Source organism: Arthrobacter ipis (genome assembly GCF_014694315.1).
Taxonomy (GTDB): domain Bacteria; phylum Actinomycetota; class Actinomycetes; order Actinomycetales; family Micrococcaceae; genus Arthrobacter; species Arthrobacter ipis.
The window spans coordinates 541236-567058 of the sequence record NZ_JAAOXD010000004.1 but is presented as its reverse complement, the minus strand read 5'-3'; the positions used below and the strand labels follow the sequence as shown (position 1 = coordinate 567058).

At 67.2% G+C, this 25823-nt stretch carries 23 protein-coding genes and 1 riboswitch; of the genes, 6 read left to right on the top strand and 17 right to left on the bottom strand.

All coding sequences use genetic code 11. The features are described 5' to 3' along the window. Entirely contained in the window at window positions 1-1383 is a 1383-nt protein-coding gene (locus tag G9E11_RS14500) for an MFS transporter (protein WP_190606855.1), read from the bottom strand. Between the two features lie 226 nt (window positions 1384-1609). Then, window positions 1610-2668, bottom strand: a complete 1059-nt coding sequence (gene metX, locus G9E11_RS14495; protein WP_414635199.1) for a homoserine O-acetyltransferase MetX — start codon at window positions 2666-2668, stop codon at window positions 1610-1612. 141 nt (window positions 2669-2809) lie between these two features. After that, window positions 2810-2925, bottom strand: a riboswitch (SAM riboswitch). Window positions 2926-3223: 298 nt separating this feature from the next. Between metX and G9E11_RS14490 the strand changes: the two genes are divergently transcribed. After that, window positions 3224-3862 carry a VOC family protein gene (locus G9E11_RS14490; RefSeq protein WP_102970773.1) on the top strand — a complete coding sequence of 213 codons (639 nt, stop codon included), beginning with the start codon at window positions 3224-3226 and terminating at the stop codon, window positions 3860-3862. Window positions 3863-4002: 140 nt separating this feature from the next. Here G9E11_RS14490 and G9E11_RS14485 read toward each other — a convergent pair whose 3' ends face one another. Next, entirely contained in the window at window positions 4003-4782 is a 780-nt protein-coding gene (locus G9E11_RS14485) for a CPBP family intramembrane glutamic endopeptidase (protein ID WP_190606853.1), read from the bottom strand. Window positions 4783-4869: 87 nt separating this feature from the next. Here G9E11_RS14485 and G9E11_RS14480 point away from each other — a divergent pair, with 87 nt between their 5' ends. After that, the gene (locus G9E11_RS14480; protein WP_190606851.1) at window positions 4870-5550 is read left to right on the top strand and encodes a histidine phosphatase family protein; all 681 of its coding nucleotides are present in this window, start codon (window positions 4870-4872) and stop codon (window positions 5548-5550) included. Window positions 5551-5563: 13 nt separating this feature from the next. Here G9E11_RS14480 and G9E11_RS14475 read toward each other — a convergent pair whose 3' ends face one another. From G9E11_RS14475 to tdh, 5 genes are all read right to left on the bottom strand, one after another. Next, window positions 5564-6352 carry a DeoR/GlpR family DNA-binding transcription regulator gene (locus G9E11_RS14475; RefSeq protein ID WP_190606849.1) on the bottom strand — a complete coding sequence of 263 codons (789 nt, stop codon included), beginning with the start codon at window positions 6350-6352 and terminating at the stop codon, window positions 5564-5566. Window positions 6353-6464: 112 nt separating this feature from the next. Continuing rightward, on the bottom strand, window positions 6465-7676 hold the full coding sequence (gene hutI, locus G9E11_RS14470; protein ID WP_190606847.1) for an imidazolonepropionase: 1212 nt from the start codon (window positions 7674-7676) through the stop codon (window positions 6465-6467). Between the two features lie 11 nt (window positions 7677-7687). Further along, window positions 7688-8800 (bottom strand): NAD(P)/FAD-dependent oxidoreductase, encoded by a 1113-nt coding sequence (locus tag G9E11_RS14465; RefSeq protein ID WP_190606845.1) that lies wholly within the window; start codon window positions 8798-8800, stop codon window positions 7688-7690. Window positions 8801-8845: 45 nt separating this feature from the next. Then, window positions 8846-10042, bottom strand: a complete 1197-nt coding sequence (locus G9E11_RS14460; protein WP_190606843.1) for a glycine C-acetyltransferase — start codon at window positions 10040-10042, stop codon at window positions 8846-8848. Window positions 10043-10120: 78 nt separating this feature from the next. Continuing rightward, on the bottom strand, window positions 10121-11167 hold the full coding sequence (gene tdh, locus G9E11_RS14455) for an L-threonine 3-dehydrogenase (RefSeq protein WP_190606841.1): 1047 nt from the start codon (window positions 11165-11167) through the stop codon (window positions 10121-10123). Between the two features lie 131 nt (window positions 11168-11298). Here tdh and G9E11_RS14450 point away from each other — a divergent pair, with 131 nt between their 5' ends. Further along, window positions 11299-12207 (top strand): LysR family transcriptional regulator, encoded by a 909-nt coding sequence (locus tag G9E11_RS14450; protein ID WP_190606839.1) that lies wholly within the window; start codon window positions 11299-11301, stop codon window positions 12205-12207. 90 nt (window positions 12208-12297) lie between these two features. Here the strand turns inward: G9E11_RS14450 and gatB are convergent, their stop codons facing one another. From gatB to G9E11_RS14430, 4 genes are all read right to left on the bottom strand, one after another. After that, on the bottom strand, window positions 12298-13806 hold the full coding sequence (gene gatB / locus G9E11_RS14445; RefSeq protein ID WP_190606837.1) for an Asp-tRNA(Asn)/Glu-tRNA(Gln) amidotransferase subunit GatB: 1509 nt from the start codon (window positions 13804-13806) through the stop codon (window positions 12298-12300). Further along, entirely contained in the window at window positions 13806-15389 is a 1584-nt protein-coding gene (gatA, locus tag G9E11_RS14440; protein WP_190606835.1) for an Asp-tRNA(Asn)/Glu-tRNA(Gln) amidotransferase subunit GatA, read from the bottom strand. Before gatA ends, gatB begins: the two co-directional genes overlap by 1 nt. A gap of 3 nt (window positions 15390-15392) precedes the next feature. Further along, window positions 15393-15689 carry an Asp-tRNA(Asn)/Glu-tRNA(Gln) amidotransferase subunit GatC gene (gene gatC, locus G9E11_RS14435; protein WP_190606833.1) on the bottom strand — a complete coding sequence of 99 codons (297 nt, stop codon included), beginning with the start codon at window positions 15687-15689 and terminating at the stop codon, window positions 15393-15395. A 291-nt stretch (window positions 15690-15980) separates the two neighbouring features. Continuing rightward, the gene (locus G9E11_RS14430; protein WP_190606831.1) at window positions 15981-17471 is read right to left on the bottom strand and encodes a CitMHS family transporter; all 1491 of its coding nucleotides are present in this window, start codon (window positions 17469-17471) and stop codon (window positions 15981-15983) included. Window positions 17472-17672: 201 nt separating this feature from the next. Here G9E11_RS14430 and G9E11_RS14425 point away from each other — a divergent pair, with 201 nt between their 5' ends. Both G9E11_RS14425 and G9E11_RS14420 read left to right on the top strand, forming a co-directional pair. Further along, on the top strand, window positions 17673-19382 hold the full coding sequence (locus tag G9E11_RS14425; protein ID WP_190606829.1) for a sensor histidine kinase: 1710 nt from the start codon (window positions 17673-17675) through the stop codon (window positions 19380-19382). A gap of 41 nt (window positions 19383-19423) precedes the next feature. Further along, window positions 19424-20086: a response regulator gene (locus tag G9E11_RS14420; protein ID WP_190606827.1), complete on the top strand. Its 663-nt coding sequence runs from the start codon at window positions 19424-19426 to the stop codon at window positions 20084-20086. Between the two features lie 80 nt (window positions 20087-20166). Here the strand turns inward: G9E11_RS14420 and G9E11_RS14415 are convergent, their stop codons facing one another. Both G9E11_RS14415 and G9E11_RS14410 read right to left on the bottom strand, forming a co-directional pair. After that, a complete protein-coding gene (locus G9E11_RS14415; protein WP_190606825.1) occupies window positions 20167-20550 on the bottom strand; it encodes a RidA family protein in 384 nt (127 codons plus the stop codon). A gap of 41 nt (window positions 20551-20591) precedes the next feature. Further along, window positions 20592-21104: a GNAT family N-acetyltransferase gene (locus tag G9E11_RS14410; protein ID WP_190606823.1), complete on the bottom strand. Its 513-nt coding sequence runs from the start codon at window positions 21102-21104 to the stop codon at window positions 20592-20594. Window positions 21105-21282: 178 nt separating this feature from the next. On the opposite strand from G9E11_RS14410, the gene G9E11_RS14405 reads away from it, so the two are divergent. Then, window positions 21283-21795, top strand: a complete 513-nt coding sequence (locus tag G9E11_RS14405; RefSeq protein WP_190606821.1) for a cupin domain-containing protein — start codon at window positions 21283-21285, stop codon at window positions 21793-21795. Window positions 21796-21855: 60 nt separating this feature from the next. On the opposite strand, the gene G9E11_RS14400 is transcribed toward G9E11_RS14405, so the two are convergent. The 3 genes from G9E11_RS14400 to G9E11_RS14390 form a co-directional block, all read right to left on the bottom strand. Continuing rightward, window positions 21856-22695, bottom strand: coding sequence for an inositol monophosphatase family protein (locus G9E11_RS14400; RefSeq protein ID WP_190606818.1), 840 nt, complete (start codon window positions 22693-22695; stop codon window positions 21856-21858). Further along, window positions 22692-25043 (bottom strand): NAD-dependent DNA ligase LigA, encoded by a 2352-nt coding sequence (ligA, locus tag G9E11_RS14395; protein WP_190606816.1) that lies wholly within the window; start codon window positions 25041-25043, stop codon window positions 22692-22694. The genes G9E11_RS14400 and ligA overlap by 4 nt, the downstream gene beginning before the upstream one ends. A 110-nt stretch (window positions 25044-25153) precedes the next feature. Beyond that, complete coding sequence (locus tag G9E11_RS14390) at window positions 25154-25486, bottom strand: hypothetical protein (protein WP_190606814.1); 333 nt, start codon at window positions 25484-25486, stop codon at window positions 25154-25156. Window positions 25487-25823: the final 337 nt, after the last annotated feature.

Below are 25823 nucleotides of genomic sequence, written 5' to 3'. Positions count from 1 at the left end.
TTACTTCTTGCCTGCCGCGAGCAGGTCGGCCGTGCCCTGGGCGTCGGCCGCGTCCACGTCGTGGAGCGAGACGCCGCGGGTCTCCTTCAGGAAGAACACGGCGACGGCGGTGATGGCGCAGGCGATGAGCAGGTAGATGGCTACCGGAACGGAGGACTTGTAGGTGGAAAGGAGCGAGGCGGCGATGATCGGGGCCAGCGAACCGGCCACGATGGAGGTCACCTGGTAGCCCAGGGAGACGCCTGAGTAGCGCATCCGGGTGGGGAACATTTCCGCCATGATCGCGGGCTGGCCGGCGTACATGAGCGCGTGGAACAGCAGGCCGATCATGATGGAAGCCAGGATGATCACGTCGTTCTTGGTGTCCATCATCGGGAAGGCGAAGAAGCCCCAGGTGGCGCCCAGGATTGCGCCTGCCATGTAGACGGGCTTGCGGCCGAAGCGGTCCGAAAGCTTGCCGACGAGCGGAACGGCGACGAAGTGCACGGCGTGGGCGAACAGCAGGAGCAGCAGGATCCGCGTGGTGTCGGCCTGGACCACGGTCTTGAGGTACGTAATGGAGAAAGTCACCACGAGGTAGTAGAGGATGTTCTCGGCGAAGCGCAGGCCCATGGCGGTGAAGACGCCGCGCGGGTAACGCTTGAAGACCTCGGCAACGCCGTAGCCCTTGTGCCCGGCCTCGACCTCTTTGCGGGCTTCGAGGAAGATCGGGGCGTCGTTGACCTTGGTGCGGATGTAGTAGCCGATCACAACGATCACCGCGGAGAGCCAGAACGCCACGCGCCAGCCCCAGCCGAGGAAGGCGTCCTGGGTCAGCGTCGAGGACAGGATGAACAGCACGGCCGTGGCGAGCAGGTTGCCCATGGGCACGGCCGACTGCGGCCAGCTGGCCCAGAACCCGCGGGACTTGCTCGGGCTGTGCTCTGCGACGAGGAGAACCGCACCGCCCCATTCACCGCCGACGGCGAAGCCCTGCGCGAACCGCAGGAACACCAGGAGCGCTGGCGCCCAGTAACCGATCTGCTGGAACGTCGGCAGGCAGCCCATCAGGAAGGTGGAGACACCCACCAGGATGATGCTCAGCTGCAGCAGCTGCTTGCGGCCGAACTTATCGCCGAAGTGGCCGAAGACGATGCCGCCGATCGGGCGGGCAATAAAGCCTACGGCGTAGGTGAGGAAGGCGGCGATGATGCCGTCCAGCTCGGTGCCGGCGTTGGGGAAGAAGGCCTTGCCGAAGACCAGGGTGGCTGCCGAGGCGTAGAGGAAGAACTCATACCACTCCACGACGGTGCCGGCCATGGACGCCGTGACAACTTTCTTGAGGCCTGAGGCCTTGACGTCGGTTTCCTCTACACGCCTTGCGGCGGAGCTTTCCGTACTCATTGCAAACTCCTTCGGCGTCTTCCTCGACGCCACGGGGACCGGTCGATGGCGAAGGGGGTGTGATGCGCACCACGAACGCCGGATTCAACGAGTATGGTCTGCCAATGAAGCAAGCTCAACGTCAAATAGTGCAGGGCGCATCTGCATTAATGCACATTTATGGCATTAACGTTGGCACGATACGACTGGCTCCGGCCGCATGGACCGGGCCTGGGGTCAGCTGGGGTCAGTCGAGGAGGTGTGCCCTCAGCTGCGCGTTCAACTGGCCGATCTCCGTGAGGAAGCCGTCGTGGCCGATCGGCGAATCGATCATGTGGACATCCACGTTTCCGGGCAGGGACTCCGCAAGTTCCAGCGACTGGGCGGGAAAGTACAGCCGGTCCGACTCCACGGCGGCAACAAAGAAGTCGGCGGTGGTCCGGGCGAGGGCCTCCCTGAGCGTTCCCCGCCCGCGGGTGACGTCGTGGCTCATGAGCGCTTCTGTTAGGGCGATGTAGCTGTTGGCGTCGAAGCGCCGGACCAGCTTGTTGCCCTGGTGGTCGAGGTAGCTCTCCACCTGGTAACGGCCGCGCCCCGCCAGGGCGTCGGCCTGCAGCGGCTCTTCAGCGGCCTGGGCGTTCCTGCCGAACCGGAAATCGAGTTCGTAGGCAGACCGGTAGGTGATGTGTGCAATCCGCCGTGCGAGAGCCAGGCCGTCCGCCGGTTCCGGTCCGCCGTAGTAGTCACCGCCGTTGAAATGGCGGTCCTGCCGGATGGCAAGCGTTTGAGCCTGCGCGAACGCGATCTGTTCCGCCGTGCTCCGGGCGCCGACGGCGATGACACCGCAGCGGCGCACCCGCTCCGGGAAAGTCACTGCCCACTCGAGGGCGCGTGCCCCGCCCATGGAGCCGCCCACCACGGCATGCCAGCTGCGGATGCCGAGCCGGTCAGCCAGCCGCGCCTCGGCCACGGTGGAGTCCCTCAGCGTCACCAGCGGAAAGCGTGAACCCCAGGGCTTGCCGTCCGGAGCGGTCGACGACGGCCCGGTTGACCCGTAACAGCCGCCCAGGATGTTGATGGAAATGACGAAGAACCTGTCGGTATCCGCCGGCGCACCGGGCCCGGCGAGCTGTTCCCACCAGCCCTCTTCAGTCCCCGCGCCGCCCCGGGTCACGTGCGTGTCCCCGGTGAGGGCGTGCTGAACGAGGATGGCGTTGGAGCCGTCCTCGTTCAGCGTTCCCCAGGTTTCATAGGCCAAGGTCACGTCCGGCAGGAATCCCCCGGCTTCGAGTTCCAGGCTGCCGATGTTGAGGTGCTGGACAGTGCCTTCGGAAAAGCGGCCGTCTGGGACAGTGCCGCTCCCGGCCGCACCACTCAGGGCCGAGCCATGCGGAGCCTTGCCGGCGGGTACGTCGGTGCTGACAGAAATCGTCACAGGTAAACCTCTTCTACGCGCTTGCCCGCCGGCAGCTGTCCGGCAGGCCAGGTCTTCACCCGGGGCACCCCACCGCGGAAGGAGGGTTGCCGGCCAGCAAGCCGGGGCTGTCGCTGGCACTCATGACCTGTTGCCCAGTTTACGAAACAGGCGGACATCTGCGCTAAGAATGTGACGGCTGTGTGACCCCCGGCCCCTCACGCGCCGATTTCAGTGCATTTCCACGAAGCGCTTTGCCGCCGCGCCTGGAGGTTTCCCGGCCAGCGCTTCGTGGCTTGCTTCGCTGGCACGCATGACCTGCTATCCGTGTGGGAACGGGACTATTACGCGCACATCTTTGTGAAGAACTTCGTCAAAGTATGGACTTTTCGCAGGGTTAGGCGACCCTTAGCTGAGAGCCCCGTCACAAAGTGCCAAGATGAGGGCATGCGCATGGATCACGTCTCTTACGCCTGTGAACACGATGGCCTGGCGGCCACCACCGAACGTATCTCCTCTGCCCTCGGCGTCGAAGCCGTAAAGGGTGGGGTGCACCCCCGGTTTGGGACCCGGAACATGATTATCCCCCTGGCCGGACACAAGTACCTTGAGGTCGTTGAGGTCCTTGACCACCCGGCGTCGGACAAGGCACCGTTCGGCCAGGCCGTCCGGGCCCGGTCCGCGGCGGGCGGCGGCTGGATGGGCTGGTGCGTCGAAGTTGACGACCTGGCCCCCTTCGAGGAACGCCTGGGCCGCTCCGCGGTCAACGGCAACCGCAAGTTCCCCGACGGCCGGGAGCTTGTCTGGAAGCAGATCGGCATCCTGGGCCTGATCGCGGACCCGCAGGTCCCCTACATGCTGAAGTGGGAGGGTGATGCGGAACTGCACCCATCCAACGCCTATGACAGCAATGTGAAGATGTCCAGCCTCACGATCGCGGGCTCTGCCGAGCGCGTGACCGAGTGGCTCGGCGAGCCCGTCGAAAGGCCGCTGGAGGACGTCGCCGTGAACTGGGTCGCCCCGCACGGAACGCCGGGCATCCTCTCGGTCACGTTCGAAACCGCAGCGGGCGCCGTCACCATCTGACGCACTTTCCGCCCTTCACTCCGGCCGCCATCAGCGGGTGCCAATGACGTCACCCGCCGATGGCGGCCGAATCACTTTTAAGGGGTGTCGCTGGCCCCGCACATCGGCCGTGCCGGATGGATGATCCCAGCCCGGGTGACCTAGCCCAGGCCGACCGCTTTGCCGAAGAGGCTGAACCCGACGAACGCGACGGTGTCCAGCAGGGCGTGCGCGATAACGAGCGGCATCACCCGGCGGGTCCCGGTGTAGATCCAGGCGAAGACCACGCCCATGATGGCGTTTCCTATGAAGGGCCCGAACCCCTGGTACAGGTGGTAGCTGCCGCGAAGCATTGAGGACACGAAGATCGCCAGGGGCATGGACCAGCCGAACTTGCCGAACCGGTCCAGGAGATAGCCCACCACAATGACTTCCTCCACGACCGCATGGCGCAGGGCAGACAGGATCAGCACGGGCACGGTCCACCAGTAGGCGTCCAGGCCGCTCGGGATGATCGCCGTCGTAATGCCCAGGGCACGTCCGGCGGCATATAGGCCCAGCGACGGGACGCCGATCAGGGCGGCCAGCCCGAGCCCCTGCAGCAGGTCCTTGCCCGGCCGGGCAAAGTTGAATCCCAGCTTCCGGAACGCGGAGCCGGCGTCGTGCCCGGCCCCGGGCTTCGCCTGGCGCTGGTCTGTCAGAAAGTAGATCACCAGCAGGACCGGCACCAGGGCGAAGATGATGTCCAGCAACTGGTAGGTGAGGTCGAAGTACTCGCGCGTGCTTTGCGACCTGTTCAGCGTGGACGTCCCCTGTGCCAGCGGTGCCCGGGTCATTTTGTCCAGCAGCTGCACCACGGAGTAGACGGCGGACTGGCCGAGCGACAGCCCGAGGACAATCCAGACTTCGAACCGCAGCCGACGGCGGGAAGGAACCAACATGTTCCTATCTTGCCTGCACCGGCTGGTACTTTCCTGTCAGCCAGTCCGTTCCTGTCCGGCCGCGGGCTGACCCTATGCTGGGGAACTATGAGCGCTCCCGGGAAAATCATCATGATCCGGCACGGCCAGTCGGCGGCCAACGCGGATACCTCCATCTACAACAGGGTGCCCGACTACCGGATTCCGCTGACGGAGCTCGGACTGGAACAGGCAAAGGCCGCCGGGGAACGCATCCGGCGCGAGCTGGACGGCCGGCAGGTGAGCGTCTACGTCTCACCGTACCTGCGCGCCCACCAAACCCTCGAGGCACTGAACCTGGGCCCGCTGACCGAGCGGGTGATCGAGGAACCGCGGCTGCGCGAACAGGACTGGGCCAACTTCCAGATTTCCGGCGACATCGAGGACCAGAAGGAACTCCGCAACGCCTACGGCCACTTCTTTTACCGCTTCCGTGAGGGCGAGTCCGGCTCCGACGTGTACGACCGGATCTCCTCGTTCATGGAAACCCTGTACCGGCACTGGTCCAAGCCGGACTACTCCCCCAACGCCCTGCTGGTCACGCACGGGCTGACCATGCGCCTGTTCTGCATGCGCTGGTTCCACTGGTCCGTGGAGTATTTCGAGTCGCTGAACAACCCCGAAAACGCCGAGGTCCGCATGCTGGTCCGCAACCGTCTGGGCAAGTACGACCTCGACACACCGTTCACGCAGTGGGTGGACCGGAGGGTGGACGAAACCGTGCTGGACGCCCCGCCGGTGATCTTCTGAGCCGTCTTCTTTTCTAGGCGCCGGCCACGAGCACTTCGGTGCCGCGGGCTTCGAACGCGGCCTTGTCTGCCGCGGAAATGCCCGAGTCTGTGATGAGCCGGGTGAAGTTGTAGCCGTCCATGGTGGCGAACGCCCGGCGGCCCACCTTCGACGAGTCTGCGATGACGTAGGACTCGCTGGCGCGGCTGGCCAGCAGGGCGTTGACCGTTGCCTCGGCCTCGCCGGTGTTGGTGGGCCCTACCTCGGGGTCGACGCCGTTGACCCCGATGAAGGCGATGTCCAGCACCACCTTCTGCATGATGATGTCCGTGTACGGGCCCACGAGCTCATAGGACCGCGTGTTGAGGATGCCGCCGGTCACCATCACCTTGATGTTGGGCCGGACGGCCAGCTGCGAGGCGATGTTGATGGCGTTGGTGACCACGGTCAGGGTGGGCTGGTTCGACGGCGAGTTGAGGTCCTCGCGGGTGGCCAGGATCTGTGCGAGGGCGGTGCTCGTGGTGCCGCCGCACAGGCCGATGACCATGCCCGGGGTGATGAGCGCCGAGGCGGCCAGGGCGATCTCCTGCTTGGCCACGGCATGGTCGTCCCGGTTGTACCTGCCGGGAAGGTCGTAGGCCAGAGCGCCGGTGGTGGCGCCGCCGCGGGTCCGGGTCAGCAGCCGCCGCTTGGCCAGGCTGTCAAGGTCCCGCCGGGCGGTGGCCGGTGACACGCCGAGCCGGGTGACGATTTCCTCGACTTCTACCTGGCCGGCCTCGGCAAGGAGATCAAGGATGGCCGTCAGTCGGTCGGTGCGTGTCATGCAGGGCCTTTCAAGATCCAAAAACGTCACAAAGAAATGACGCTTTGTGATTGTATCAGACCCCGAACGAGCATCTTGCGTCACCGCCGGCGGGTAATGGCACCGCCCGACACTATCTTGCCCGCACCCCTGCACGCCAAACCGCGTGGGTCAGCGGCATGCCGGGGCGGTAGGCGAGGTGGGTGGCGGACGGGGCGTTGAGGACGTGCAGGTCCGCCCGGTGTCCGACGGCGAGGGAACCCACGGCGCGTTCGCCGTCGACGTCGTTACCGGACTGGCGCTGCAGCGCCAGGGCGCCGCCGTAGGTCGCCGCCCGGACGGCCTCATGGACACTCAGTCCCATCTGGAGAACGGCGGTGGTGACGCAGAACGCCATGGAGCTCGTGTAGGACGTGCCGGGGTTGCAGTTGGACGCGAGCGCCACAGGCACGCCGGCGTCCAGGAGCTGCCGGCTGGGGGCCAGCGGCTGGCGGGTGGAGAGGTCGCAGGCCGGCAGGCAGGTGGCCACCGTTCCCCGCCCGCCCGTTCCCGCGGCGGCATCCCAGCCGGACCAGCTGGCGGCGAGGTCTGCGATGTCCTGCTCCGAAAGATAGTTGACGTGGTCCACGCTCGCCGCGCCGAACTCCACCGCGAGGCGGACGCCGGGGCCGTGCCCCAGCTGGTTGCCGTGCACCCGCAGTCCCAGCCCGGCGTCGCGGCACGCCTGCAGCACGGCACGGGACTGCTCCGCCGAAAAGGCGCCCCGTTCGCAGAACACGTCGGCCCATGTCACGTAGGGGCGGACCGCGTCCAGCATCGGGCCGCAGACAAGTTTGGTGTACTCATCCGCATCAACCCCGGCCGGCACCAGGTGGGCGCCCAGGTAGGTGACCTCGTCCGCCACCGTCGAGGCGATCCGTGCACACCTGGCCTCCTGCTCGACGTCCAGGCCGTAGCCGGTTTTCGTCTCCAGGTACGTCGTGCCCTGCGACACGGCTTCGGCGATGCGGCCCTGGGCCAGCCGCGTGAGGTCGTAGTCGCCGGTGTTCCGGGTGGCGTCAGTGGTGACGGCGATGCCGCCGGCGCTGTATTCCTCCCCTGCCATCCGGGCCTCGAACTCCGCTGTCCTGTCGCCCGAGAAAATGAGGTGCGTGTGGGAGTCCACCCAGCCGGGCAGCACGGCCCGGCCGCCCGCGTCCACGGCGTCGTCGGCCGCCGGGGCGGCGGATGCCTGGCCGATCCACGAGATCCGTTCGCCCTCGATCACCACTGCCGCGTCCTTGAGGACGCGGTGCTCCGCGTCCTGGGTCATCAGTTCGGCAATGTTGGTGATCAGGCTACTCATGGATCCATTCTTCAGCGCCGGATGGACCAGCGCGTCGCAGGCAGCGCATCCGCCGTCCGGGATACCGGACCGGCGCCGACATCCTGCCCGGCACCCTGCCCCGCCAGAATCTGTGCCGCGGCCAGTTCCGCGATGCCGGACGACGTCTGGAAACCATAGCCGCCCTGGCCGGCGAGCCAGAAGAAGCCGCGGGCCTCGGCGTCGAACCCCACCACCGGTACGCCGTCGGCCGCTTCGGTGCGCAGGCCGGTCCAGGCCGTCCGGACGGGGCCGATTCCCAGCGTCGTCAGCGTGTTGAGCCGGGAGATGAGCCGCTCAACGTCCCCGGGACGGGGACGGGCGTCCTCCGCCGGGCTGGCCACATGTTCCGACGGCGAGATCAGCACGTCGCTGCCTTCCCTGCGGAAGTAGAAGGAGTCGTCGGCGGCGGCCACCATGGGGCTGCCTTCGGGCAGGGGATGATCGACGCCGACAATCGCCGCCGTGCGGCGGTACGGCTGCAGACCGATCTTTTCGACGCCGCTCAGCACCGCCAGCTCGTCCGCCCAGGCGCCGGCCGCGTTGACCAGAACGCCGGCGGAGAAGCCTTCCTGCCCGGCGCCGACCTCCCAGCCGGATCCCAGCCGCTGCGCTGAGTGGACCCGGGCGCCGGTGATGATGTCCACGCCGGCTGCCTCGGCGCGCGCCCGGTGCCTCTCCAGGAGCACCGGAGCGTCGCAGCCGAAGGACCCGGTGTCCAGGCCGGCGGCGGAGAAGGACTCAGGCTTCAGTGCCGGGCACAGCCCCAGCGCTTCCCCGTGGCTGACCCGCCGCATTTGACCGCTGGCCTCGGCCCGCACCGTCTCTTCGTCCCCGATCAGCAGGAAGCTCCGCGGGGAGAGCACGGGCTCAGGACGCTGGGCATCCTCCGCCGCAATCAGTTCGAGCGTGCGGACGGTGAGTTCCTGCACCACCGGCGGACCGTAGCTGGGGATGAGCTGCCGGGCCGAGCGCGACGAGGTGTGGTACGCCAGCTGCTGCTCCGCCTCCACGAGGGCCACGGTGCATTTGCCGGCCAGCGCGGAGGCCAGGGACAGCCCGGCAATCCCGCCGCCCACAATGACTACGTCATACGTTGATGCCATGGGCTCCATCTTTACAGATGGCCGGACTTTACAGGTGACCGGAGCCTACGCAGCCACGGCGTCCCTGCTCTTGACGAACGCCTGGACGCAGGTTTCGACGTCGTCAGCGCTGTGCGCGGCGGACAGCTGGACGCGGATCCGTGCGGCGCCGCGTGGCACCACGGGGAAGCTGAAGGCGGTGACGTAGACGCCGTGCTGGAGCATCTGGTCGGCCACCTTCGTTGCCAGGACGGCGTCGCCGAACATGACCGGCACGATGGCGTGCTCGCCGTCGAGCAGTTCGAAGTCTTCCTCCGTCATCCGGCGGCGGAACAGCTCCGCGTTGCGGAACAGCCTGGCCCGCAGCTCGCCGGAGGTCTGCACGAGCTCCAGGGCCTTGATAGTGGCTGCCACGATGGCGGGCGCGAGGGAGTTTGAGAAGAGGTAGGGGCGGGCCTTCTGCCGGAGCATGGCCACCACTTCGCCGCGGCCGGACACGTAGCCGCCCGAGGCGCCGCCCAGCGCCTTCCCGAAGGTGCCCGTGAAGATGTCCACCCGGTGGGAGACACCGGCGTGCTCCGGGGTCCCGGCTCCGGTGGCTCCCATGAACCCGACGGCGTGGGAGTCGTCCACCATCACCAGGGCGTCGTGCTTCTCGGCGAGGTCGCAGATGGCCTCCAGCGGGGCAAGGTAGCCGTCCATGGAGAAGACGCCGTCGGTGACGATGATCTTCCGCCGGGCGTCCTTCGCTTCCACCAGCTTCGCCTCCAGGTCAGCCATGTCCTGGTTGGCGTAACGGAACCGCTGCGCCTTGCAGAGCCGGATGCCGTCGATGATCGAGGCGTGATTCAGGGCGTCGGAGATGATGGCGTCCTCCGGGCCGAAGAGCGACTCGAAAACGCCGCCGTTCGCGTCGAAGCAGCTGGAGAACAGGATGGTGTCCTCCGTGCCCAGGAACTTTGAGACCCTGGCTTCGAGTTCGAGGTGGAGGTCCTGGGTGCCGCAGATAAACCGGACGCTGGCCATGCCGAAGCCGCGCTCGTCCATGGCGGACTTGGCCGCCGCGATGATCTCGGGGTGGTCGGCCAGGCCCAGGTAGTTGTTGGCGCAGAAGTTCAGGACGGGCGAGCCTGATTCACCGATCTGTCCGGCGGTGATGTGGCTGGCCTGGGCGGAGTCGATGTGGCGCTCGGTCTTGTAGAGGCCTGCGGTACGGATGTCGTCGAGCTCGGCACGGAGCTGGTTCTTGATGGCTGAGTACATGGCGGGTTCTCCTCGGCTGGGAAACTGTCAGAAAGGTGTGGAAGGGCAGGGGGCCGGATTTTCGGGCCAGGTTGCGGGTCAGATTTCCGACCAGTCGAGCACCACTTTGCCGCCGACGCCAGCCTTCGCGATTTCGAAGCCCTTCTCCCACTGGCTGGCCGGCAGCACGTCAGTGACCACGGCGGAGATGCTGGCGTGCACCGCGGGGCTGGAGGACAGCATGGCGCTCATGGCGTACCAGGTCTCGAACATCTCGCGGCCGTAGATGCCCTTCAAGGTCAGCATGTGCGTGACCACCTTGCCCCAGTCGATGTCGATGGACTGGCTGGGAAGGCCCAGCATGGCGATGCGGCCGCCGTGGTTCATGTTGTCGATCATCTCCGGCAGTGCCGTGGGGTGGCCGGACATCTCCAGTCCGATGTCGAAGCCCTCGCGCATGCCCAGCTCCCGCTGCGCTTCCCGGACCCGCGTCTTGGAGACGTCAATGGCCAGGTCCACGCCGAGCTGCCGGGCCAGCTCCAGCCGCGGGGCCGAGACGTCGGTGATGGCGATCTTGCGGGCGCCGGCGTGGCGGGCCACGGCGATGGCCATGAGGCCGATCGGCCCGGCACCGGTGATTAGCACGTCCTCCCCCACCAGCGGGAAACTCAGGGCGGTGTGCACCGCGTTGCCGAAGGGGTCGAAGATGGCGCCAAGCTCGGGCGTGACGGACGGGTCCTGGTGCACCCAGACATTCGTCTCCGGAATGACTACGTATTCGGCAAACGCCCCGTCCCGCTGCACGCCCACGCTGACCGTGTGAATGCACATCTGCCGGCGGCCCGCGCGGCAGTTGCGGCAGATCCCGCAGACGATGTGGCCTTCGCCGGAAACCCGGTCGCCCACCTTGACGTAGCGCACGTCCTCGCCGGTAGCCACCACCTCGCCGTAGAACTCGTGGCCGGCGATCAGCGGGGCCTCGATGATGCCCTGCGCCCAGGCGTCCCAGGACTGGATGTGCAGGTCCGTGCCGCAGATGCCGGTGGTGAACACGCGGATCTTGACCTCGCCGGGTCCGGCCTCGGGTTCCGGGCGGTCTGTCAGTTCAAACCCGGCGCGGGCGCCGGCTTTGTAGAGGGCCTTCATTGGCTTCCTAACGTTCGGCATGCGGTGGCATGCGGGAATTCTCCCTTCATTAGAGCCACCTTCGACCCATTAGCACAAGGGGAATTTTCTCAATCGACGATTAAGGAATTGCTAAGGAATAGGATGGGCGCATGGAGATCCACCAGCTCGAAATGCTGCGCGAGCTTGGCGCGCTCGGAAGCGTCAAGGCCGTCGCCGACACCCTGCTCGTCACGCCCTCCGCCGTGTCCCAGCAGCTTGCCCAGCTGCAGAAAAGCGTTGAGGTTCCGCTGACCCGCAAGGAGGGCCGGAACCTGGTCCTTACAGAGGCCGGCCAGGTGCTCGCGGATGCCGGTGCCGCCGTCGTCAGCGCCATGGCCGACGCGCGGATGGCGATCGGCGCGTACCACGGCTCCACGGTGGCGCCGGTGACGGTGAGCGGGTTCCACAGCGCGGGGCAGGCGCTGTTTGCGCCGCTCGCCCGGCTCCTGGACGGCCCCGACAAGCCAAAGGTGTTGCTCTCTGACGAGGACGTGGCGCAGCAGGATTTTCCCGCGCTGACGGCGCGGTACGACCTTGTGCTGGCGCACCGGATGGACCACAGCCCCAAGTGGCCGGAGGAAAGGGTGGCGGTGATACCGCTGGCCCATGAGCCGCTGGACGTGGCGCTGCCGGCCGGCCACCGCCTGGCCGGTCAGGCGGCGCTGACGGCGTCCGACGTCGTCGGCGAACCTTGGGTGACCAGCCGCACCGGCTACTCCCCCGCGGACGTGCTGTCCGCCGTCGCCGCGGTCTCCAGCCGGGAGTTGAACATCGTGCACCGGATCAACGACTACTCCACGGTGGCGGCGCTGGTCGCATCAGGAAGCGTGATCGGCCTGCTGCCGCGCCACACTGCGCGGCCGGTGCTGAATCCGGACATTGTGCTGCGGCCGCTGCACGGGATCAGCACCCGGCGCCGGATCGATATCCTGGCGCGCCCGGAAAACCTCAAGCGCGCCTCGGTCCGGGTGGTGTGCGAGGCGCTGCAGGACATCATGGCCCGGCTCAGCCACGGTTAAACCCAACTGGTTAAACCAAACTGGGTCGCAGTTGTTGTCGTTATGAGCACTCAAAACGACGTTAAACTGCGACCCAGTTGGATGGAGTACTCAGGCGGTCACGCCGAGCTTCTCCAGGATCAGCTCGCGCACGCGTCCGGCGTCTGCCTGGCCGCGGGTGGCCTTCATGACGCCGCCCACGATGGCGCCGATGGCCTGCACCTTGCCGCCGCGGATCTTCTCCGCGACGTCGGGCTGAGCGGCCAGGGCTGCATCGATGGCTTCCAGGAGCGGGCCGTCGTCGGACACCACGGCGAGGCCGCGCTTCTCGACTACCTCAGCCGGGGTGCCTTCGCCGGCGAGGACGCCGTCCAGCACCGCGGAGGCCATCTTGTTGTTGATCTTGCCCGCTTCCACCATCTTGCTGAGTTCCACGATGGTGGCCGGCGTGACGCCCAGCTGGCCGGGGTCGACGTCGGCGTTCTTGGCGCGGCCCACGATCTCGCCCATCCACCACTTGCGGGCCACGGAAGCCGTCGCGCCGGCGGTGATGGTTTCCTCGATCTCGTCCAGCACGCCGGCGTTGACGACGTCGCGGAACTCCAGGTCCGAGTAGCCCCAGTCCTGCTTCAGCCGCTTGCGGCGCTCAGCTGGCGGCTCGGGCAGCGTCTGGCGGATCTCCTCCACCCATTCCCGGGAGGGAACCACGGGAACCAGGTCCGGCTCCGGGAAGTAGCGGTAGTCGTCGGCGTCGGACTTTGCCCGGCCCGACGTCGTCGTGCGCGTGTCCTCGTGCCAGTGGCGCGTTTCCTGGATAACCGGCTCGCCGGAGTCCAGGACGGCGGCGTGGCGCTGGATCTCGTAGCGGACGGCGTGTTCGACGGCGCGCAGCGAGTTCACGTTCTTCGTCTCGGAGCGGATGCCGAAGCGTTCGCGGCCGTGCGGACGCAGCGAGACGTTGGCGTCGCAGCGGACGTTGCCGCGCTCCATCTTGGCGTCCGAGACGCCGAGGTTCTTGACGATTTCACGCACGGCGGCCACATAGGCCTTGGCGAGCTCGGGGGCGCGGGAACCGGCTCCCTCGATCGGCTTGGTGACGATCTCGACGAGCGGAACGCCTGCACGGTTGTAGTCAACCAGCGAGTATTCGGCGCCCTGGATGCGTCCGGCCGAGCCGCCGAGGTGGGTCAGCTTGCCGGCGTCCTCCTCCATGTGCGCGCGTTCGATCTCGACGCGGAACACGGTGCCGTCCTCGAGCTCGATGTCCAGGTATCCGTCGTACGCGATCGGCTCGTCGTACTGGGACGTCTGGAAGTTCTTGGGGGTGTCCGGGTAAAAGTAGTTCTTTCGGGCGAAGCGGCAGGACTCGGCGATCTTGCAGTTCAGCGCCAGGCCGATCTTGATGGAGGACTCCACCGCGGTCTTGTTCACCACCGGCAGGACGCCGGGCATGCCCAGGTCCACCTCGTTGACGTTGGTGTTGGGCTCGTCGCCGAACACGTTGGGCGCGGAGGAGAACATTTTGGTCTTCGTGTTGAGTTCAACGTGGACCTCGAACCCCAGGACGGGGTCGTACTTCTCCATGGCTTCTTCGAAGCTCAGGGTTGCATCGGTGCTCATTATTTTGCCTCCTGGGTTTCGAAGGTTTCGACGTGCTCAACCACCGGGCTAGCCAGTTCGGGGGCCTTGTCCAGCAGCGGGCCGCCCCATTTCGCTTCCAGCAGGGATTCCAGGACAGCGCCCACCCGGTAGAGGCGGGCGTCCTCGCGAGCCGGTGCCAGCAACTGGATGCCGACAGGCAGTCCGTCCTCGTCGGCCAGGCCGCCGGGCAGGGACAGGCCGGGGACGCCGGCCATGTTGGCGGGGATGGTGGCGACGTCGTTGAGGTACATGGCCAGCGGGTCGTCCAGCTTCTCGCCCAGCTTGAACGCCGTGGTGGGCGCCGTAGGGGAAATCAGGACGTCGGCCTTTTCGAAGGCAGCGTCGAAGTCGTGCTGGATGAGCGTGCGCACCTTCTGGGCGGAGCCGTAGTAGGCGTCGTAGTAGCCGGCGGACAGCGCGTACGTGCCAAGGATGATGCGGCGCTTGACCTCATCGCCGAATCCGGCGGCGCGGGTGGCGCCCATGACACGCTCGATGGTCAGCGGCGGCTCCTCGGGGAGCACCCGCAGGCCGTAGCGCACGCCGTCGAACTTGGCCAGGTTGGAGGAGGCCTCGGACGGCATGATCAGGTAGTAGGCGCCCAGCGCGTACTGGAAGTTGGGGCAGGACACCTCAACGATCTCCGCGCCCGCCTCCTTCAGCAGCTCGAGGGATTCGTTAAAGCGGTTCTCGACGCCGGCCTGGTAGCCCTCGCCATGGAGCTCCTTGATGATGCCGATCTTCATGCCGTCCACGTTGCCGAGGCGCGCCGCGGCCACAAGGTCGCCCAGCGGGTCGGGCAGGGAGGTGGAGTCGTGCGGGTCGTGGCCGCCGATGACCTGCTGCAGCAAAGCCGAGTCCAGGACGGTGCGGGAGACGGGGCCGATCTGGTCCAGGGAGGACGCCATGGCGATGGCGCCGTAGCGGGACACGCCGCCGTAGGTGGGCTTGACGCCCACGGTGCCGGTGACGGCGCCGGGCTGGCGGATGGATCCGCCGGTGTCCGTGCCGAGGGCCAGCGGCGCTTCGAAGGCTGCGACGGCGGCTGCCGACCCGCCACCCGAACCGCCTGGGATGCGGTCCAGGTCCCACGGGTTGCGGGTGGGGCCGAAGGCCGAGTGCTCGGTGGAGGAGCCCATGGCGAACTCGTCCAGGTTGGTCTTGCCCAGGATCGGCATCTTCGCGGCGCGCAGCTTCTTGACGACGGTGGCGTCGTACGGGCTGTGCCAGCCTTCGAGGATCTTGGAGCCGGCCGTGGTGGGCTGGCCGATGGTGACGATGAGGTCCTTGACGGCGATCGGTACGCCGGCGAGCTCGTGCAGCTCCTCGGCGGCCTGTCCGCCAGCTGCGCGGATGGCGTCCACCTCGGCGGCGACGGCGAGTGCTTCCTCCGTGTTGACGTGCAGAAACGCGTTGACGCCGCGTTCTCCGCCGTCGACGGCGGCGATGCGGTCCAGGTGCGCCTGGGTGACCTCGACGGCGGTTACCTCGCGGGCGGCAAGCTTCGCGGCCAGCTGGGCTGCGGACAGACGGATGAGTTCCGTGCTGTTGGTTTCAGTCATGTTCTAGTCCTCATCCAGGATTGCCGGGACCTTGAAGCGGTCTGCGTCCGAGTCCGGAGCGCCGGAGAGTGCCTGCTCGGCGGTGAAAGTGTGGCCCACCACATCCTCGCGGAACACGTTGCTCAGCGGAATCGGGTGCGAAGTTGCGGGAACACCGTCACCTGCGGCCTCACTCACGGATTTCACCGCGTCTACGATGACGGCAAGTTCGCCGGCCATCCTGTCCAGCTCTTCAGCACTCATCTCAATGTGCGCAAGCCGCGCTAGGTGCGCGACGTCGTCACGGTTGATCGCAGCCATGGATCTCCCTGCAAGTTCGGAATGGGTTTCCGGACTAGTCTACTGTCACGTTGCCCTGCCACTCCGCACTCGCTCGGCGGTAGTGGTCGCCTTCCGGCCTCAGGCCGGACGATCCTCCGCGTGCTGCTCGTTCCTCGCTTTGACGCACGCTTCCGGATGTCCGTCCCGATACCGATGTGCCTCTCTTGGCAGGGCGTTTACCCGGCAACAAGACAAAGAAGAGCAGAGCGCGGAAATCTCTTCCGCACTCTGCTTCCTATTATTTTGGTACCGGTGGTGTTTCTCGGCCTTCTAGTGGATGCCGATGGCTCCGGTCAGGACTGCTACTGCCAGCATGACGAGGGCTACTACTGCGCTCCTCCAGAGGACCTTCTTGTGGTGGTCGCCCAGGTCCACCTTGGCCAGGGAGACCAGGAGCAGGATGGCGGGAACCAGCGGGCTCTGCATGTGGAACGGCTGGCCGGTGATGGAGGCACGGGCCATCTCTGCCCCGCTGATGCCGTAGTGGGCGGCGGTCTCGCTCAGGACGGGCAGCACGCCGAAGTAGAAGGCGTCGTTGCTCATGAAGAACGTCATAGGGATGCTGAGCACGCCGGTGATGACGGCCATGAACGGACCCATGCTGGACGGGATGATCTGCACCAGCCACGCGGACATGGCCTCAACCATGCCGGTGCCGGTCAGGACGCCGGTGAGGACTGCGGCGGCCATGACCATGCTGACGACGGCGACGATCGAAGGTGCGTGGGCCACGAGCTGGGCGCCCTGGTCCTTGACGTGCGGGAAATTCACCAGCAGGGCGATGGCCGAGCCAACCATGAAGACGTACGGCAGCGGCACGAGGTCCGCGATGAGCATGCCCATGACGGCGACGGTGAGGGCCAGGTTGAACCACTGCAGCTTGGGGCGCAGGGTCTTGCGGTTGGGGTCCAATGCGGTGTCCGCCATGGCGGTGTCGCTGTCAACAACCAGGGTCTCGGTGCGTTCCAGGACTGCAACCGACGAACCGTCGGAGGAACCGCCGACGGCGGGGCCGCCGGTTGCGGGAACAGGTGCGGTAGCGCGGCCCGAACCACCGCGGCCGAAACCGGTGCGGCCGCCGCCGGCGGGAGCTCCGCCGTCGAACCCTTCAGCAGTGTTGGGCACGCCCCAGATTTCCGGCTGCGTGGTGCGGAGGCGGTTGCGTTCCTGCAGGCCCAGCACCCAGGCGAAGACCAGGACGACGGCGAGGCCGGCGATCAGCGACGGAATCATGGGGACGAAGACCTCGTTGACGTCGATCTTCAGGGCGCTGGCGGCGCGGGCGGTGGGGCCGCCCCAAGGCACGATGTTCATGGTGCCGTTGGCCAGGCCGGCCACACAGGTGAGGACCACAGGGCTCATCTTCAGGCGGAGGTAGATCGGAAGCATGGCGGCCGTGGTGAGGATGAAGGTGGTGGAGCCGTCGCCGTCGAGCGACACGGCAGCGGCCAGGAGCGCGGTGCCCAGGACCACCTTGGCCGGGTCATTGCCGAGCTTGCGCAGAATGAACCGGACCAGCGGATCGAACAGTCCGACGTCGATCATCAGGCCGAAGTAGATGATGGCGAACATCAGCAGTGCGGCGGTGGAGGTCATGGACTTCATTGAGTCCATGACCATGTCACCGATGCCGAGGCCGGCGCCTGCGAACAGACCGAAAATGGTGGGGACGATGATCAGCGCCAGCACTGGCGTCAACTTCTTCGTCATGATCAGCACCATGAAAACCGCGATCATGGCGAATCCAAGTAATACCAGCACAGCCGGCTCCTTCTAAGTGAACAGCACCACCCCGGTGTGATGCGTACTACAGACGTTAGAGTGGCCCCGGTCACGGCAGTGCCTTTGGCTCAATTGATTGGCATACTGCTTATTGGGAGCATTTTGCTCATTCTGCTCACACGCCCCGCTGCCGGCCCAAAACCGCCCCGCAGCTCCCCCAACCCACGAAGGAGTGCCATCATGAGCCCCGCCGGCAGGCTTCCGCTCAGGTTCTCCACCCAGACGTTGCTCCTGCAGCTGGGCGTGGTGCTCCTCGTTGTGCTCCTGAGCGGCGCGGTGCATGCGTGGCTGACGTTCGAACGGCTGGGCCGCGAGGCTGAAAACCAGGCGCTGACCCTGGCCCGGACCGTGGCCTCGGACCCGTCGGTCCGCGCCAACGTGCAGGCCATCAGCCGGCAGCCCGGCACTCCCCCGCCCGCACAACTGAAGGCCGGGCCGCTCATGGCGGTGGCCGAGGGCGCCCGGGCCAGAACCGGGGCCCTGTTCGTCGTGATCACCGACGAAACGGGGCTGCGGCTGGCCCACCCCGACGCCGACCGGCTGGGCGAGCGCGTAAGTACGGACCCGTCCGAAGCGCTTGCCGGCCGCGAGGTGACCACCCGCAACACCGGCACGCTGGGCCCGTCGGCCGGGGCGAAGGTACCTGTTTTTGCGCCGGGTTCCGGGTCGGGTTCCGGGTCGGGTGCTGTGGTGGGCGAGGTCAGCGTCGGCTATTCAACCGAGTCCATTGGCCAGAGCCTGGCCCGGGACATCGTGCCGATCGTACTGACCGCGGCCGGCTCGCTGGCCGCCGGTGTCCTGGCGTCGTTCCTTCTCCGCCGCCGGCTGCAGCGGCTCACGCTCGGCCTGGAACCGGAGGAAATCGGCGCGCTGGTGCACGACCAGGTGGCGGTCCTGGAAGGGGTCGACGAGGGGGTTGTGGGCATCTCCGCTGACGGCCGGATCAGCGTGTTCAACGCCGCGGCCCAGCGCCTCCTTGGCCAGCCCGACCTTTCCGGCCAGCTCTGGCAGGACGCCCCGGTACCGGCCCGACTCAGGGCCCTCACTCTGCCCGACGCCCGTGAGGGCGAGGCCGCGGAACTGGTTGCGGGCGAGCAGGTCCTCGTGGCCAGCGCGCGGAAGGCGCTGCACCGCCGCGAAGACCTGGGCTGGGTGGTCATGCTCCGTGACCGCACCGAGCTCCAGCACCTGACCCGCCAGCTCGACGCCGTGGGCACCATGTCCACCGCGCTGCGTGCGCAGCGGCACGAGTTCGCCAACCAGCTGCACACGATCGCCGGGTTCATGAGCATCGGCCAGCACCAGCAGGCGCGCAATTACCTTGAGCGGCTCGCCGCCACAGGCCCGCTGAAGTTCCCCGTAGACCAGGCCGAACTGTTGCAGGACCCGTATCTCCAGGCCTTCATCGGCGCCAAGGGCGTGGAGGCCGACGAGCGGGGCGTATCGTTGCGGATCGGGCCGGAAACGCTGGTGCGGGGCCAGGTGACGGAGCCGCAGGACGTTACCACGGTGCTCGGAAACCTGATCGATAACGCGGTCAACGCGGCGGTGGCCGGCACAGCCGCCGAGCGGTGGGTGGAGCTTGAGCTGCTGGACAACGAGGGCGACGGCGGCGGCACCCTGCACGTCGTCGTCGCGGATTCCGGCGACGGGCTGCCCGACGGCGGCAACCCCGAGGCGGTGTTCGCCGAGGGGTTCACGACGGCGGCCGGCAGCGCTCTCCAGGGACAGGGCCGCGCCGGTGGCCAGGGCTTGGGCCTGGCGTTGGCGCGGCAGCTGGCGCGGCGGCGCGGGGGCGACGTCACGGTGCTCGAACCCGGCAACGCCGGCGGACCCGGTGCGGTGTTCATGGCCACGCTGCCGGGCACCACCACGGCGCGCAAAGACTGACGGGCGTGCAAAGACGATGAATACCGGACGGAAGGACGAGGATGTCTGAGGATTTCAGGGTGCTGATCGTGGATGACGACTTCCACGTCGCCAAGCTCCACGCCGCCTATGTGGATTCCGTGGCCGGGTTCCTGGCGCTGCCCCCGGCGGGTTCGGCGTCATTGGCGCTTCAGTCCATCCACAGCCTGCGCCCGGACCTGGTGCTGCTGGACGTCTACCTGCCGGACGCCTCGGGCCTTGACCTCCTGCATCAACTGGACGTGGACACGATGATTCTCAGTGCGGCGTCGGACGCCGCGTCGCTGCGGACGGCGTTCCGGCGCGGCGCCCTCGGATACCTGCTCAAGCCCTTCACGGCCGAATCCCTGTCGCAGCAACTGCGCTCCTATGCCCGGTACCGGCGGATCCTCGGCCAGCCCGGTTCCCTGGACCAGGACACCGTGGAGCGGGCGAAGCGGGCGCTCATTCCGGGTGACGTCTCGCCGTCGGCCAAGCCGAGATCCGCGACGGAGGCTGCGGTGCTGGAATCGCTGGTGCCCGGCGAGCAGTACTCGGCGGCCGACGTCGCCCGGCGGGTGGGCGTGTCCCGGGCCACCGCGCAGCGGTACCTCTCCTCGCTCGCGGACGACGGCGCCGTCGAGATCCAGCTCCGCTATGGCACCACCGGCCGGCCCGAACACCGCTACGGTCTCCCGGCGTCCTAGAGCGCGAACTGGCAGGTAAAGCCCTCAGAACCGGGATTTGAGGGCATCTGCTGCCAGTTCGCGCTTGAGGTGGGGAAGTTCTAGCTGGCGCTCTTCTGCGCGACGAGTTCGATCTCCACGAGCATTTCCGGGTCCAGGAACGGCAGCACATGGATCAGGGACAGCGTGGGGCGGATCTCGCCGAAGACCTCGCCGTGCGCACGGCCGGCGTCCTCCCACTTGCTTATGTCCGTCAGGTACAGCTTCGACTGCACGACGTCGGCGAGCGCGAATCCGGCGTCAGCCAGGACCGTCTCCAGCTTCTGCAGAATGAACTGGGTCTGCTCGTAGAAGTCGTTGCCGACGATGCCGTTCTCGCCGCTGGCAGAGGTGGCCGAAATGTAGAGCGTGTTGTCCACCTGGACAGCGCGGGAGTACCCGAGCTTCTGTTCCCAGACCGAGCCGGTGCCGAACGTCTTGCGCATGCTGCTGCGCCTTTCACTAGGGGTTTTAAGTCGGCTCCAGCCTAGGCGGCGTGGACGTCGAGCCTGAAAACCAGCAGCTTTATGTCGGTGCCGGGCACGAACCAGTCGCGCTCGGGCACCCGTCGGAAGCCGGTCTTCCGGTACAGCCCGTGGGCGCTCTCCCAGTCTCCGCCGGTGGTCAGTGCCACGGCACCGATCCCGTCCAGTGATCTGGCGTGCGCAATGATCGCTTCGACCATGGCCAGGCCGGCGCCGCTGCGCTGCACGGCCGGATCCACCACCAGCATGCGGAACTCAAGCTCGTCGTCAAGCGCGATATCGGCATACTTCTCGCCGGCCAGCGCCAAGGTCACCGAACCGACGATTTGGCCGACCCGCTCCGCCACCCAGATGGTTGACCGGCCTGCGCGGGTGGCGACGTCCTGGATCTGCTTCATGTACGGGTGGTCCGCGGTCTCGAAATAGCCCGCCGCCAGATAGGCGTCCCGGGTGATGCGGGCGATGGCCGCAAAGTCGGCGGGGACTGCGGGACGGACGGTGATCTGCGGCTGCACCCGTCAATGGTAGTGCCGGCAGACCTATGCGCCCCGCGAAACAGCTGTATCCGTGACTGATCTATCAGTGCCGGCCTGACGGATGCGGGATGCCCCTGCTTTGTTTTGGGTGTAGACCCGAACGGTTGGCGGGACGATAATTCCTGCACCGCACACCATCCAATGAAGGGAAGAGCCCATGAACGAGGAAGGGGCTCCGCGGCTGACCGTCGTGCAGCCCGGACAGGGCAGGGAAGCGCAACTCGGCGGGATCGGCGTCGTGTTCAAGCTCCTTGGCGAGGACACCAACCAGCAACTGTCCATCGTGGAGCACCCGTTCCCGGTTGGCGCGCTGGTACCGCCGCATATCCACACCCGCGAAGACGAGTACTCGATCGTCCTTGAGGGCGAAATAGGGTTCCGCTCCGGTGACCGCGAGGCGGTCCTGGGTGCGGGCGGGTACATCACCAAGCCACGGAATGAACTTCACACCATGTGGAACGCGGGTAAGGTGCCCGCCCGCATGATTGAGGTGATCAGCCCCGCCGGATTCGAGCACTTCTTCTGGGGCCTTGCCAACCACATCGAAGCCGGACTGCCGGACCCCGAGACCGTCGAGAAACTCGCGGCCCACTTCGGTCTGCGCTTCGCCGAAGCGCCCTGGCTGCCGGACATCATTGCGCGCTACAACCTGACGCCGCCGCAAATGTGAACCACCCGGGCCGCGTTCGGCCCGGGCAGCGGCTCCGAACCGTCCATGTGAAGCACCCTGCTACAGCGGGAACTTGCCGGACATCTCGAGCGTTCCCGCGCATGTCCAGGCGGACAGCCGTTCCTCAGCGGAGGGCCCTCCTTCAAGCGGGCTGGTGAGCCGGGGGCGCCGCACCCAGCAGCCGGCCTCCTCGGCCACCAGCGCGCCCGCGGCGAAGTCGTGCTCGTTCAGGCCCCGCTCGCCGAAGGCATCGACTGTTCCGTCCGCAACCATGCACAGGTCCAGGGCGGCCGAGCCGAGCCGGCGCACGTCGGCGAAGCCGTCCACGAAGCCGCCCAGCGCCGCGAACTGCTCCGCGCGCACCTCCGGGTCATAGCTGAAGCCGGTGGACAGGATCTGGCCGCCGCGGCCGGGAACAGGACCAGTGAGCTGCACCCGCTTCCCGTCCTGTTCCAGCCACGCGCCCTGGCCCCTCGAGGCGTAATACACACGCCCCAGCGCGGGCGCGTGCACGACGCCGGCCAGCCAGACGCCGTCGGAATCGGCAACAGCCACCGACGTGGCGTAATAGACGATGTTGCGGATGAAGTTGGTGGTGCCGTCGAGCGGGTCAATGGACCACCGCAGCCCGGTCGGTTTCTCGGGACGTGTTGTCCCGTGCTCCTCGCCGGTGATCACGTCGTCCGGCCGCGCACTGCGGATGGCGGTGCGCACGGCTTCCTCGGCGGCCACATCGAAGGCGGTAACCCAGTCACCGGCTTCGCCCTTGTTGGTCACGGTCCCGGAGTCCAGGGCGCCGTTGCTGCGTTCGCCAAGGACACCGGCACCGGCAGCCGCGGCCGCCTTGGCCACGGCGAGGAGCCCGGTCACCTCTGAGGTGTTTGCAATATCCGGTGTCACTCGGAATCTTCCCCGTCGGCCGGGTGCGGCGTTGCCTCAGGAGCCTCAGCCGGGGCTTCAGCTTCCCAAGTGCCAGCTCCGTCAGCAGCACCATCTGCGTCCGCGATGCCGGGCCCGTTGGCCAGCAGCTCCCGGAAACCGTCCTCGTCCAGGATGGGCACACCCAACTGCTCGGCCTTGTCCCGCTTGGTGCCGGCGTTGTCACCGGCCACCAGATAGCTGGTCTTCTTCGACACCGACCCTGCCGCCTTGCCGCCGCGGACCAGGATGGCCTCCTTGGCCTCGTCGCGGCTGAAGCCTTCCAGGGTCCCGGTGACCACTACGCTCAGCCCCTCGAGGGTGCGCGGTGTGGACTCGTCCCGCTCGTCCTTCATCCGGACTCCGGCGGCTGCCCAGCGGTCGATGATTTCGACGTGCCAGTCCTCGGCGAACCATTCCTTGAGTGCGGCTGCGATCGTGGGGCCGACGCCGTCCACCCCCGCGAGCTCCTCCTCGGAGGCCTGCCGGATGGCGTCCATGGTGCCGAAGTGGTTAGCCAGGGCTCGCGATGCGCGGGGGCCGACGTGCCGGATGGAGAGCGCCACCAGGACGCGCCACAGCGGCTGGGTCTTGGCCTTTTCGAGTTCGTTGAAGAGCTTCCCGGTGGTGGCTGTGGGCTTGGACGGCGTCTTGGCCGTGCCCTTGCTGTAGAAGTAGGGCACCAGCTCGAACTCGCCGGTGGGAACACCCTTGGACCGCTTCTCGCGCCGGATCTTCACCGGTTCCAGGTCCTCGGGCGTCAGGTCGAAAAGGGCCGCTTCGCTGACCAGCGGCGGGACCTCAGGCTCCGTCGGCTGGGTCAGCGCGACTGCAGCCTCCCAGCCCAGGGCTTCGATGTCGAATGCTCCCCGGCTGGCAACGTGGAACACGCGCTCACGCAGCTGCGACGGGCAGGACTTGGCGTTGGGGCAGCGGATGTCCACGTCGCCTTCCTTCCCGGGTGCCAGCGGCGTGCCGCAGGACGGGCATTCCGTGGGCATCACAAAATCCCGCACGGGCGGGTCCTGCTGGTCCCGGAGCGCCAGCACCGGGCCGACGATCTCCGGAATGACGTCACCGGCCTTGCGCAGGACCACGATGTCGCCGATCTTGACGCCTTTGGCCTTGACCACGTCCTGGTTATGCAGCGTCGCCATTCCCACCGTGGAGCCCGCCACTTTGACCGGTTCCATGATCCCGAACGGCGTGACGCGGCCGGTACGCCCGACGTTTACGGCGATGTCCAAGAGCTTGGTGTGCACTTCCTCGGGCGGGTACTTGTAGGCGACAGCCCAGCGCGGAACCCGCGTGGTGTAGCCCAGAGCACGCTGGGTGGCGAAGTCGTCGATCTTCACCACGATGCCGTCGATCTCGTGGAGCAGGCTGTGCCGTTTGTCCCCGTATTTTGCGATGAAGTCCAGCACCTCGGCAGGGCTGCCGAGCACCTCGAAGTACGGGCTGACCGGCAGTCCCCACTCCGCCAACAGCCGGTAGGTTTCCGACTGGCTGGCGGCCTCCAGGCCCTCGCGGGCGCCGATCCCGTGGACGAACATCTGCAGGGGGCGCTTGGCGGTTTCGGCCGGGTCCTTCTGGCGCAGCGAGCCGGCCGCGGCATTCCGCGGGTTGGCCAGCGGCGCCTTGCCCGACTCAATCAGCGCCTCGTTGAATTCGGCGAACGCCTTGGACGGAATGAACACCTCGCCGCGGATTTCCACTTCGGCGGGGAAGCCGCTGCCGCTGAGCTGCTGCGGGATCTCCTTGATGGTGAGCACATTGTGCGTGATGTCCTCGCCGGTGGTGCCGTCGCCGCGGGTGGCTGCCCGGACCAGCTTGCCGTCCCGGTACAGCAGGTTCACGGCGAGGCCATCGATTTTCAGCTCAGTCAGCCATGCAGCCTGCGGATTCCCTGACTTGGCGACCCCGGCCTCCGCCTTCGCGATCCAGGCCTGGAGTTCCTCGAGGGAGAACACGTCTTCCAGGCTGTACATCCGCTGGAGGTGTTCGACGGCGGCAAACGCCGCCGACACTTCCCCGCCAACCTCCTGGGTGGGCGAATCATTGGAAACGAGTTCCGGATGCAGCGCCTCGAGTTCCTCCAGCCGGCGAAAGAGAGCATCGAACTCGGCATCGGAAACGAGCGGCTCGTCCTCCTGGTAGTACGCGAACCGGTACTTCCGGACGAGGTCCGCCAGGTTCTCGTACTCATCCCGTACCGGGTCAGAGGGAATGGCTTCCGGCTCAAGCTGGTCAGTTGCGGTGGCTGCGCTGTCTGTGCTGGATATCTGCTCTGTGCTGGATACCTGCTTTGTGGGGCCTGATGGTGTGCTCACAGACCTATCTTGCCTTACAGCCCGGACATTTTGCCGAGGCTGCAGGCCGCCCGTGCCGGGGATGCCTTGGATTCCGGGTGCCCGGTCAGAACCGCCGCCGGCGAAAGCCTTTACCAGTGACCGGGACGGTTCCGGCTCCGCAGGGCGAAGACCAGTCCGCCCAGACCCACCAGGAGGACTCCGCCCATGACGGCGAACAGGCCGAAAATGCCCAGGCCGGACCCCTTGTCCGCGACCACGACGGCGGCGGCCTGGCTGGCGGCGGGGGTGGCGATCGGTTTGGTCCAGCTGGACTCGGCAGAAAACGCGGACGACGACGGGTCCGGACTGGCGGAGGCGGTGGTCACCGGCCGAGTTGCCGCGGGGACCGCGACCACAATCCCGGCGTTCGCTGCCGGGACGACGGCGGGAGCGGGGGCCGGTGCGACGGGTGCGGGAGCCATGCGCGTCGCGGGCGCCACGGGCCGAACCGGCGCCGCTGGGGCCGCCGGTTGCACCGGCTGTGCGGGCGCCTGAGCCGGCGAAGGTGCCGGCGAAGGAGCCGGCGCTTTCGGGGCCGGTGCCGGCGCGGGGGCAGAAGGCGCGACGGGAGCCGCCGTCGTCGTCGGGGCCGGAGCCGGGGAACCGGACGACGGCGGAGCGACAGGCGCAGGCGACTCCGGGCACGGTCCCTCCGGCACACAGGCTGCCTGGGCAGCTCCGGCGGCGCCCGTCACAACCGTGAAGGCCAGCATGGCAGCGGCAATTCCGGGCACTAGCGCCCCGCGCAGAAGAGGAAGA